Below are 10,805 nucleotides of genomic sequence, written 5' to 3' on the forward strand. Positions count from 1 at the left end.
GGGGCTCTACCTCGCGCGACCGGGGCTCTACGTCGTGGGGAGTCCTGCCCGACGGCGGTGGCGCACCTCCGCGAGGACCGTCGCCAGGCGGACGGGGAAGTCGTCGGGCGTGCCGGGCGGCAGCGCGTCCACCGGGAACCACGCGACGTCCTCGCTCTCGTCGCTGACGACCGTGCGCGCGTCCGGGTCGGCGAACGCGACGAACCCGACGTCCCAGTGCGTCCGGCAGGTGCCGAACGCCGCGGCGAGGTCGTGCCGGTGCACGTCCACGGGGGCGGCCGGCGCGGCGACGGCGCGGGACCCGGCCACGGACTCCACGCCCTGCTCGGGGTCCGCGTCCAACGGGACGCCCGGCTCGGGGTCCGGGTCGAACGGGACGAGGTCCTCGATGCCGCTCTCCTCGCGCGCCTCGCGGTAGGCGGCACCGGCGAGCGTCGTGTCCTCCGGCTCGGTGTGGCCGCCCACCTGGACCCAGAACCGGCCCTTGCGGTGGAAGCACAGCAGCACGCGGTCGAGACCGGGGCTGAGCACGAAGCAGCTCGCCGTGAGGTGCTGCGGACCGCCGTCGCGCCGCACCGCCTCGGCGCGCGGGCCGGCGTCGCCGCGGACGAACGCGCGGTACTCCGCCGCGAGCGCCCCCTGACGGGGATCCACGGGCTCCCACCGGTCGAGGCGGTCGAGGGCGTCGCGGGCGAGCAGGGCGGCGGGGTCCGGAGCAGTCACCGGGGAAGGCTACGCGCCCCACCCGACGCCCCGCCTCGGGGCTCGCGCCGGACGCTGCGACAATGGTGTCCCGTGAGCGACCCTCAGCACGACGCCGACGGCGGCCCCACCGACGCCGCCACCCGGACCGACCCGGTGCCGACCGGACCCGCCGGGGACCCGGCGCTGTTCGACCTCCCGCCCGGGTCGCGCGAGGTCCCGACGCGGATCGTGCTGCTCACCGGGGCGTCGGGCTCGGGCAAGACGTCGCTCACCCGCCGGCTCGGGCTCCCGGTCGTCGCGCTCGACGACTTCTACCTCGACCACGACCACCCCGACCTGCCGCAGCGCTTCGGCATCGTGGACTGGGACGACCCCCGCTCGTGGGACGCCGAGGGTGCGGTCGCGGCGCTCGTCGACCTCGCGCGCGCGGGCCACGCCGACGTGCCGGTCTACGACATCCCGACGTCGCGCCGCACCGGCACGACCCACGTCGACGTCACGGGCTCGCGCGTCGTCCTGGCGGAGGGCATCTTCGCGGCGGAGATCGTCGCGGCCTGCCGCGCACAGGACGTGCTGGCCGACGCGATCTGCCTCTACCGACCACGACTCGTGACGTTCTGGTTCCGCCTGCTGCGCGACCTCGCCGAGATGCGCAAGCCGCCGCTCACCCTGTTCCGGCGCGGCTGGGCGCTGCTGCGCGCCGAGCCCGCGCTCGTGCGGCACTGGGAGTCGCTCGGCTGCCGCGCGCTCACGCCCGCGCAGGCCGAGAAGGAGATCCGCGCGCTGCTGCGGCCCGCCTCGACGTAGGCGTCACGCGCGGAAGCCTGCCGAGACGTGAGAAGTGGCCCCTGACCTGCGCATCGCAGGGGCCATTTCTCACGTCTCGGCGGGGAGCGTCCCGACGACGATCGTCGCGCCGATGTCGTCGTCCCGGACGACGCGCGCGACCAGCCCGGCGCGGCCGAGCACCGCGACGGCGCCCGTTGCCTGGCGCTCGCCGGACTCGGTGAGCAGGTGGCCGCCGGGGGCGAGCCAGGCGGGCGCCTCGGCCGCGACGCGGCGCAGCACGTCCAGCCCGTCGCCGCCGCCGTCGAGGGCGACGTGGGCCTCATGGTCGCGCGCCTCGCGCGGCAGGAGCGGGATCTCGCCCGACGGGACGTACGGCACGTTGGCGAGGAGGAGGTCGACCCGCCCGCGCAGACCGGTGGGCAGAGGGTCGAAGAGGTCTCCCTCGTACGCGGTCCCGCCGACGGCCGCGACGTTGCGCGCCGCGCACGCGACGGCCGCCGGGTCCACGTCGCTCGCGTGCAGCGCGACGGCCTCCGCTCCGCCGAGGTCCACCGCCGTCGCGAGCCCCAGCGCCCCGCCACCGCAGCACAGGTCGACGACGACCGTCCGGCCGTCCGGGCCACCCTCCGGACGACGGCCGGGGCCGCTGCCCGGGCCGCCGTCGGACAGAGGCGCCAGGCGCCCGGCCCGCCGCCCGAGCGCGACCGCCTCGTCGACGAGCAGCGTGGTGCGCTGGCGCGGCACGAACACCCCGGGGTCGACGGCGACCCGCAGCCCGTGGAAGTCGACGTACCCGAGGACGTGCTCGAGCGGCTCGCCCGCGACCCGGCGCGCGACGAGCGCCTCGAGGTGCGCGTCGTCGTCGGCCCGCTCGGCGAGGAGCGCGGCCTCGTCCTCCGCGAAGACGCACCCGGCGGCGCGCAGGCGGGCGGTGAGGTCGTCGAGCCGGCTCTGGTCCACGCTCCGGACGGTACTCCGGGTCGCGGCCGCCCGGGGACCGCCGACCGATCCCCGCGACGGTGACCGTCAGTCGCGCAGGAGCGGGAGGAGCCGGGTGCCCTGGCGCTCGATCTCCCGCAGGTACGGGGTGTCGGACAGGACGAAGTGCGTCACGCCGAGGTCCTCGTAGCGCCGCAGCGACTTCGCGACGTCCTCCGCGGAGCCGACGAGCCACGTCGTGCCCGCTCCCCCGCCGCCGAACCGGCCCGGGGCGGTCCACAGGTTGTCGTCGAGCACCTCGCCCCGCTCGGCCAGGTCGAGCAGGCGCTGCTGCCCGACGGCGGTGCTCCGCCCCCGGTCCCGGGCCGACCACGCCTCGCGCTCCGGCGAGCGGGCCGCGAGCTGCGCGACCTTCGCCTCGGCGTCGGCCCACGCCTCCTCCGTCGTGTCCCGCACGAACGTCGTGACGCGCAGCCCGAACTCGAGCGGTGCGTGCTCACGGCCGAGCTCGGCGCTCAGCTGCCTCAGCCGGTCGATGCGCTCCGCGATCCCGTCGAGCGGCTCGCCCCAGAAGAGCTGCACGTCGGCCTCGGTCGCCGCGACGCGCTCCGCCGCCTCCGAGGCGCCGCCGAAGTAGATCCGCGGGTGGGCGCGGTCGCCGCGGACCACGGGCCGCGGCCCCAGCGACGAGCGCGTCACCGAGAAGTGCTCGCCCGCGTACGTGACCTCCTCCTGCGTCCACAGGCGCCGCACGATCTGCAGGAACTCGCGCGTGCGGGCGTAGCGGTGCGCCGGGTCGGCCTCGCCGTCGCCGTACGCCTCCTGCCCGTCGGTGCCGGACACGATGTTGACGCGCAGCCGGCCGCCGCTGAGGTGGTCGAGGGTCGCGGCGGCGGACGCGAAGTGCGCGGGCCGCCAGAACCCGGGCCGGATCGCGACGAGCGGCTCGAACGTCGTGGTGCGGGCCGCGAGCGCCGTCGCGACCGTGAACGTGTCGGGACGCCCCCAGCTCGTCCCGAGCAGCGCGCCCGCGAACCCGTGGCGTTCCAGGGCGTGCGCGTGGCTCGTCAGGGTGTCGAGGCTGTTGTGGTCCTCGGTGGTGTCGTCGCAGCGGTGCCCCGGCCGCACCTGGTTCGGGATGTACCAGAGGTGCTCCGCGCTCATGCGAAGGCCCCCTCGACGACTCGTGCCCCGCCGTCGGACGACGTCCCGGCGGGGGCCGCGTCCGTGTAGCGGTTCGCCGGTCGTTCGAGCCCGTAGTGCTCGCGCAACGTCCGGCCCTCGTACTCGGTGCGGAACAGGCCGCGCTCGCGCAGCACGGGCAGCACGTGCTCGACGAACTGCTCGAGCCCCGACGGCAGCACCGCGGGCATGATGTTGAACCCGTCGGCGGCCTCGGCGTCGTACCAGTCCTGGAGCGCGTCGGCGACCTGCTCGGGCGTGCCGGCGAACGTGCGGTGGCCCCGCCCGCCGCCGAGGCGCCCGATGAGCTGGCGCACCGTCAGCCGCTCGCGCCGCGCGAGCTCGACGATCAGCGTGTACCGGCTCTTGGCCCCCTCGATCTCGTCCTCGGTGGGCAGGCCGTCGGGCAGCTCGCGGTCGAGCGGCAGGTCCTCGGGCGCGAGGCGCAGCGTCTTCGCGAGCTGGGCGCGCGCGTACTCGGGGACGATGAGCTCGTCGAGCTCGCGCTCCCGCGCGAGCGCCTCCGCCTCCGTGGACCCGATGACGGGGACGATGCCGGGCAGGATCCTCACCGTGCCCGGGTCCCGCCCGACCGTGACCGCCCGGGCCTTGAGGTCGGAGTAGAACGCCTGGGCGTCGGCGAGCGTCTGGTGCGCGGTGAACACGGCCTCGGCGTAGCGCGCGGCGAGGTCCTTGCCGTCCTCGGACGACCCGGCCTGCACGATGAGCGGGCGCGCCTGCGGCGAGCGCGGCGTCGTGAGCGCGCCGTGCACGGAGAAGTGGGTGCCGACGTGCGCGGGCCCGTGGATCTTGGCCGGGTCCGCCCAGACGCCCGCGGCCTTGTCGGCGAGCACGGCGTCGTCCTCCCACGAGTCCCAGAGCCGGAACGCGACGTCGAGGAACTCGGCCGCGCGCTCGTACCGCACGGCGTGCGCCGGCTGGTCGTCGAGGCCGAAGTTCCGCGCGATCTCCGGCCCGGCCGTCGTGACGACGTTCCACCCGGCGCGGCCGCCCGAGACGTGGTCGATCGACGCGAAGCGCCGCGCGAGGTTGTAGGGCGAGTTGTACGTCGTGGACGCCGTCGCGATGAGCCCGATGCGCTCGGTCACGGTCGCGATCGCCGTCAGCACGATGAGCGGGTCGAGCGAGCCCGCCGGGCGACGCTCGACGTCGGACCGCAGCCCGGGGCCGTCCGCGAAGAAGATCGAGTCGAGCTTCCCCGCCTCCGCGACCTGCGCGAGGCGCTGCAGGTGCGCGATGTTCGTCGAGGTCCACGACGGGTCGCTCTCGGGCAGGCGCCACGACGCCTCGTGGTGGCCCGTGCTCATGAGGAACGCGTTGAGGTGCAGGCGGCCGGGGCGGTGGCCCGAGGAGGCGTGGCGGGTCATGCGGCGGTGTCCTTCCGGTCGGGGGTGGTCGGGGCGTCGCGGACGACGCCGAGCGCGTCGAGCAGCTCCGTGCGGAGCCGGGCGAAGCGGGGGTCGGCGGGGTCGCGGGCCTCGGTGGGGCCGTAGCTCCGGTCGACGCGGCGCTCGGCCGCGATCCGCCCCTCGTCGAGCACGACGACGCGGTCCGCGAGCACGATCGCCTCGTCCACGTCGTGCGTGACGAGCAGGACCGCGGGGCGGTGCCGCGCGCACAGGTCGCGCAGCAGGGCGTGCATCCGGATGCGCGTCAGGGCGTCGAGCGCGCCGAACGGCTCGTCGGCGAGCAGGAGCCGCGGCGAGCGCACGAGCGAACGGGCGAGCGACACGCGCTGCTGCTCGCCGCCCGAGAGCTCGTTCGGCCACCCGCGCTCGCGCCCGGCCAGGCCGACCTCCGCGAGGCTCGCGCGGCCGGCGTCCCGCGCGGCGCTCCGCCCGCGCGCCCCGGCGTCGAGACCGAGCACCACGTTGTCCAGCACGCGCGCCCACGGGAGGAGCCGCGAGTCCTGGAAGACGACGGACACCTGGTCCGGCACGACGACCTCGCCCGAGCCCGCGACCCCGTGGTCGAGCGCGGCGAGCGCGCGCAGGAGCGTGCTCTTGCCCGAGCCGGACCGGCCCAGGATCGCGACGAACTCGCCGTCGTCCACGGTGAGGTCGAGGTGGTCGAGGATGCGCTGCTCCCCGTACGACCGGACGAGCGAGCGGACCCGCACGGCCGCGCCCGGCGCCGTCGGGCGGGCCTCCTGCGCGGTCAGTCCTCCAGCGTGCGCCGCCACGAGAGCACCCTCCTCTGCAGGAGGCGGACGGCGAGGTCCGCGGAGTAGCCCAGCACGCCGTAGACCACGAGGCCGACGAGGATGATCTCCGTCTGCCCGTACGTCCGGGCGAGCTCCATCATGTAGCCGATCCCGGCCGTCGCGTTGACCTGCTCGACGACGACGAGCGCGAGCATCGAGCCCGTGACCGCGAACCGCAGGCCGAGGAAGAAACCGGGCAGCGCGCCCGGCAGGATGACGCGGCGCACGAACTGCCACCGCGAGAGCTGCACCGTCTCGGCGAGCTCGACGTAGCGGCTGTCGATCGCGCGCAGGCCGTTGTGCGTGTGCAGGTAGATGGGGATGAAGACGCCGAGCGCGATGGTGATGACCTTCATCTGCTCGCCGATGCCGAACCACAGGATGAGCAGCGGCAGGAGCGCGAGGTTGGGGATGGCGCGCTTGACCTGGATCGGGCCGTCGAGCACGGCGTCGCCGACCCGGCTCAGCCCGGCGGCCAGCGCGAGCACGACGCCCGCGACGATGCCGGCCGCGAGCCCGAGCGCGGCGCGCGTCAGGGAGACGCCGAGGTGCGCCCCGAGCTTGCCGTTCGCGACGAGCTCCGCGCCCGTCGAGACGACCGTCCACGGCGCGGACAGCACGCGCGGGTCGACGAGCCCCGTCGCGGACCCCACCGACCAGACGACCGCGAGGAGCGTGACCCCGACGAGCGCCGCGAGCGGGACCGGCCGACCGAGCCCGAGGCGCGTGCCGCGCGGTCGCACGTCCACGAGGGTCGACGGCCCGGCGTCGTCCCGCGGGACCGCGACGTCGACCCGCTCGACGACCGCGGCGCTCACTGCGCGCCCCCGTCCCGCGCGGCGGCGGCCGCCTCGCCCGCGACCGGGCCGAAGCGCACGTCGAACAGGTCCGCCGCGTCGAGCGGCTGCTCGTCGAGCTCCGCCGCGAGCAGGTCGACCGTCGCCTGCGTGCGCTCGATGCCCTCGGTGAGGTCGGACGGGACGTCCGGGACCGGCGCGTGGTCGACGAGATACTGCGCGTCCTCCTCGCTCAGCCCCTGGTCCTCGATGTAGTACCCCTGCTTCCACTCCTCCGGGTGCTCCGCGACCCAGACCTTCGCCGCCGCCCACGCGGCGACGTACTCGCGCAGCGCCGCCGCCCTGGCCGGGTCGCGCACGACCTCGGTCGGGCCGTAGAGGTGCGACGCGTCGTCGCGCAGGTGGTGCTCGACCGACGTCGCGCCGTCGGCCTCGTACGTCGCGAGGTACCGGAAGAGCTGCGTGCCGCCGAGCGGCGCGACGTCGACCTCGCCCGCCGCGAGGGCCGTCGAGTAGACGTCGCCCGTGCTCGGGAGCTCGACGAGCTCGACGTCGTCCTGCGTGAGCCCGGCCTCCTCCAGCGCCTTGAGGACGATCGCGCCCTGCGCCTGGCCCGGGCTGAACGCGATGCGATGACCGCGGAAGTCCTCGAGGGAGTCGAGCTCGACCCCCGGCGCCCCCGCGAACTCGTAGACCGGCGCGTCCTCCCAGTTCTCCCGGTAGACGGACGCGTAGACCTGCACGTCCAGACCCGTCCACGTCGCGTGGATCGGCGGGATCTCCGCGACGGCGCCGACGTCGAGCGACCCGGCCCGGAACGCCTCCGTCGTCGCCGGGCCGCCCGAGATGTTGGCCCACTCGATCTCGAACGAGAAGTCGCTGTCCAGGTCGTCGCCCGCGAGCTCGAACGCCTTCTGCGTCGTCGGGTCGCCGACCCGCAGGACGGTGCCCTCCGGCACCTCGGTGGGCAGCTCGGCGTCCGGGGCGAGCGTGCCGCCGTCGGCCGGGTCACCGCCCCCGGACGCCTCGGCGGTGCTGCACGCACCGGCGGCGAGGAGCGCGACGAGACCGAGCGCGACGGCCGTCGCCCTCCGGCGGCCGGGCGGTGCGGACGGACGGAGCGGGGAACCAGGCATGGCGGGTCCTCTCAGGGAGAGCGCACGGGGACGCACGAGGGCGCGCGGGTGCCGTGCGCGGGAGGGTGGTGGGACGGCCCGACGGCGGCCCGGGGCGGCCGTCGGTCAGTGCGTCGGGGTGCTCAGCGGCACGCGGTCGGACGACACGCGGCCCGACGGCGCAGGCGCGCACGCAGGGCGCGACGACACGCGAGCCCGGGCACGTGCCCGGCGTCGGTGGCGGGGAGGGCGACGAGGCCCCCCGGTGTCGTCGGCATGCGGGCGACTGTGCCAGCGTGCGCACGCCCCGCAAAGGGCGGTCGCCCCCTGTCCCACGACGAGGACGGACGTAACGCCGTGCAACGGCCCCTCGCCCGCCGACCAGGTGGTCCGTGTCGGCCGAGCAGGCGATGGTGGTGCGTCGGTCGCCCCGGACGCGCCACGACCACCTGCTCGGCGGGAGAGGGGGCGCCGGGACGACGACGGGCCCCGACCCTCCCGGAGGAGGATCGGGGCCCGTGTGTCAGGCGTTCAGGAGTGCGTCACTCCGCGCCGGCCTGCAGCTCGCCCGTCGGGGGCAGGTCGCGGACCGAGACGCCGGTCGGGGCGTCGAGCGCGGCGGCCGCGCCCACGCTCACCGGGCCGCGGTCGTGCTCGCCCTTCGAGACACCCCGGAAGGTGAACTCTCCGAGCAGGCCCTCGCCCTCGGCGTCGACCAGGACGATCTCGCCGGCCTTGAGCTCGCCGAACAGGATCTTCTCCGAGAGCACGTCCTCGATGTCGCGCTGGATCGCGCGGCGCAGCGGACGAGCACCCAGGACCGGGTCGTAGCCCTTCTCGGCGAGGAGCTGCTTCGCGGGCTGCGTGAGCTCGATGCCCATGTCCTTGTCCCGCAGGCGGGCGTCGAGACGGGCGATCATCAGGTCGACGATCTGGATGATCTCGGCCTGCGAGAGCTGCGGGAAGACCACCACGTCGTCGACGCGGTTGAGGAACTCCGGCCGGAAGTGCTGCTTGAGCTCGTCGTTGACCTTCGCCTTCATGCGCTCGTAGGACGTGACCAGGTCGCCGCCGGCGTTGAAGCCGGTCTGGACGCCCTTGGCGATGTCCCGCGTGCCGAGGTTGGTCGTCATGATGATGACGGTGTTCTTGAAGTCCACGACGCGGCCCTGCGAGTCGGTCAGGCGACCGTCCTCGAGGATCTGCAGGAGCGAGTTGAAGATGTCCGCGTGGGCCTTCTCCACCTCGTCGAACAGGACGACCGAGAACGGCTTGCGCCGCACCTTCTCGGTGAGCTGGCCGCCCTCGTCGTACCCGACGTAGCCGGGGGGCGAGCCGAACAGCCGCGAGACGGTGTGCTTCTCGGAGAACTCCGACATGTCGAGCTGGATGAGCGCGTCCTCGTCCCCGAAGAGGAACTCGGCGAGCGCCTTGGCCAGCTCCGTCTTCCCGACGCCCGTGGGGCCGGCGAAGATGAACGACCCACCGGGGCGCTTCGGGTCCTTGAGGCCCGCACGCGTGCGGCGGATGGCCTGCGACAGCGCCTTGATCGCGGCCTCCTGGCCGACGACGCGCTTGTGCAGCTCGTCCTCCATGTTGAGCAGGCGGCTGGACTCCTCCTCGGTGAGCTTGAAGACCGGGATGCCCGTGGCCATGGCCAGGACCTCGGCGATCAGCTCCTCGTCCACCTCCGCGACGGTGTCCAGGTCACCGGACTTCCACGCCTTCTCCTTGTCGGCGCGCTTCGCGGTGAGCTGCTTCTCCTTGTCGCGCAGGCCGGCGGCCTTCTCGAAGTCCTGCGCGTCGATCGCGGACTCCTTCTCGCGGCGCGCCTCGGCGATCTCCTCGTCGAGCTCCTTGAGCTCCGGCGGGGCCGTCATGCGGCGGATGCGCAGGCGCGCGCCCGCCTCGTCGATGAGGTCGATCGCCTTGTCCGGGAGGAACCGGTCGTTGATGTACCGGTCCGCGAGCGTGGCCGCGGAGACGAGGGCGGAGTCCGTGATGGACACGCGGTGGTGCGCCTCGTAGCGGTCGCGCAGGCCCTTGAGGATCTCGATGGCGTGCGGGAGCGACGGCTCGGCGACCTGGATGGGCTGGAAGCGGCGCTCCAGGGCCGGGTCCTTCTCGACGTGCTTGCGGTACTCGTCGAGCGTCGTCGCGCCGATGGTCTGCAGCTCGCCGCGCGCGAGCATCGGCTTGAGGATGCTCGCGGCGTCGATCGCGCCCTCGGCGGCACCCGCCCCGACGAGGGTGTGGATCTCGTCGATGAACAGGATGATGTCGCCGCGCGTGCGGATCTCCTTGAGCACCTTCTTGAGGCGCTCCTCGAAGTCGCCGCGGTAGCGCGAGCCGGCCACGAGCGCGCCGAGGTCGAGCGTGTAGAGCTGCTTGTCCTTGAGCGTCTCGGGGACGTCGCCGCGCACGATGTCCTGGGCGAGGCCCTCGACGACGGCCGTCTTGCCGACGCCGGGCTCGCCGATGAGGACGGGGTTGTTCTTGGTGCGGCGGCTCAGCACCTGCATGACGCGCTCGATCTCGAGGCTGCGCCCGATGACCGGGTCGAGCTTGCCCTCGCGCGCGGCCTGGGTGAGGTTGCGCCCGAACTGGTCGAGCACGGCCGAGCCCGACGGCTGGCCCTCGGTGGGACCGCCGGCGGCGACCGGCTCCTTGCCCTGGTAGCCGGACAGGAGCTGGATGACCTGCTGGCGCACCTTGTTGAGGTCGGCGCCCATCTTCGTCAGGACCTGGGCGGCGACGCCCTCGCCCTCGCGGATGAGGCGAGCAGGATGTGCTCGGTGCCGATGTAGTTGTGGCCGAGCTGGAGCGCCTCGCGCAGCGACAGCTCGAGCACCTTCTTGGCGCGCGGCGTGAACGGGATGTGCCCGCTCGGGGCCTGCTGGCCCTCGCCGATGATCTCGGTCACCTGGGTGCGGACGCCGTCGAGGGAGATCCCGAGGGACTCCAGCGCCTTGGCCGCGACACCCTCGCCCTCGTGGATGAGGCCGAGGAGGATGTGCTCGGTGCCGATGTAGTTGTGGTTGAGCATCCGCGCCT

At 74.4% G+C, this 10,805-nt stretch carries 8 protein-coding genes and 1 pseudogene; 1 reads left to right on the forward strand and 8 read right to left on the reverse strand.

The window, feature by feature from the left end; genetic code table 11:
* Nucleotides 1-27: 27 nt before the first annotated feature.
* Entirely contained in the window at nucleotides 28-723 is a 696-nt protein-coding gene (locus tag B8281_RS18970; RefSeq protein ID WP_085388519.1) for an NUDIX hydrolase, read from the reverse strand.
* A gap of 72 nt (nucleotides 724-795) precedes the next feature.
* On the opposite strand from B8281_RS18970, the gene B8281_RS18975 reads away from it, so the two are divergent.
* Nucleotides 796-1,512, forward strand: a complete 717-nt coding sequence (locus B8281_RS18975) for a uridine kinase (RefSeq protein WP_369824918.1) — start codon at nucleotides 796-798, stop codon at nucleotides 1,510-1,512.
* 69 nt (nucleotides 1,513-1,581) lie between these two features.
* Here B8281_RS18975 and B8281_RS18980 read toward each other — a convergent pair whose 3' ends face one another.
* From B8281_RS18980 to B8281_RS19010, 7 genes and pseudogenes are all read right to left on the reverse strand, one after another.
* Nucleotides 1,582-2,454, reverse strand: a complete 873-nt coding sequence (locus B8281_RS18980) for a methyltransferase (RefSeq protein WP_085386512.1) — start codon at nucleotides 2,452-2,454, stop codon at nucleotides 1,582-1,584.
* 66 nt (nucleotides 2,455-2,520) lie between these two features.
* The gene (locus B8281_RS18985) at nucleotides 2,521-3,597 is read right to left on the reverse strand and encodes an LLM class flavin-dependent oxidoreductase (protein ID WP_085386513.1); all 1,077 of its coding nucleotides are present in this window, start codon (nucleotides 3,595-3,597) and stop codon (nucleotides 2,521-2,523) included.
* Nucleotides 3,594-5,003 (reverse strand): LLM class flavin-dependent oxidoreductase, encoded by a 1,410-nt coding sequence (locus tag B8281_RS18990; protein WP_085386514.1) that lies wholly within the window; start codon nucleotides 5,001-5,003, stop codon nucleotides 3,594-3,596. Before B8281_RS18990 ends, B8281_RS18985 begins: the two co-directional genes overlap by 4 nt.
* Entirely contained in the window at nucleotides 5,000-5,818 is an 819-nt protein-coding gene (locus B8281_RS18995) for an ABC transporter ATP-binding protein (protein WP_085386515.1), read from the reverse strand. Before B8281_RS18995 ends, B8281_RS18990 begins: the two co-directional genes overlap by 4 nt.
* Nucleotides 5,794-6,657 (reverse strand): ABC transporter permease, encoded by an 864-nt coding sequence (locus B8281_RS19000; protein WP_085386516.1) that lies wholly within the window; start codon nucleotides 6,655-6,657, stop codon nucleotides 5,794-5,796. The genes B8281_RS18995 and B8281_RS19000 overlap by 25 nt, the downstream gene beginning before the upstream one ends.
* Nucleotides 6,654-7,772, reverse strand: coding sequence for an ABC transporter substrate-binding protein (locus tag B8281_RS19005; protein WP_085386517.1), 1,119 nt, complete (start codon nucleotides 7,770-7,772; stop codon nucleotides 6,654-6,656). The genes B8281_RS19000 and B8281_RS19005 overlap by 4 nt, the downstream gene beginning before the upstream one ends.
* A gap of 521 nt (nucleotides 7,773-8,293) precedes the next feature.
* Nucleotides 8,294-10,797: pseudogene (locus tag B8281_RS19010) on the reverse strand (ATP-dependent Clp protease ATP-binding subunit).
* Nucleotides 10,798-10,805: the final 8 nt, after the last annotated feature.

Source organism: Cellulosimicrobium sp. TH-20, assembly GCF_002105775.1.
Lineage (GTDB): Bacteria > Actinomycetota > Actinomycetes > Actinomycetales > Cellulomonadaceae > Cellulosimicrobium > Cellulosimicrobium funkei.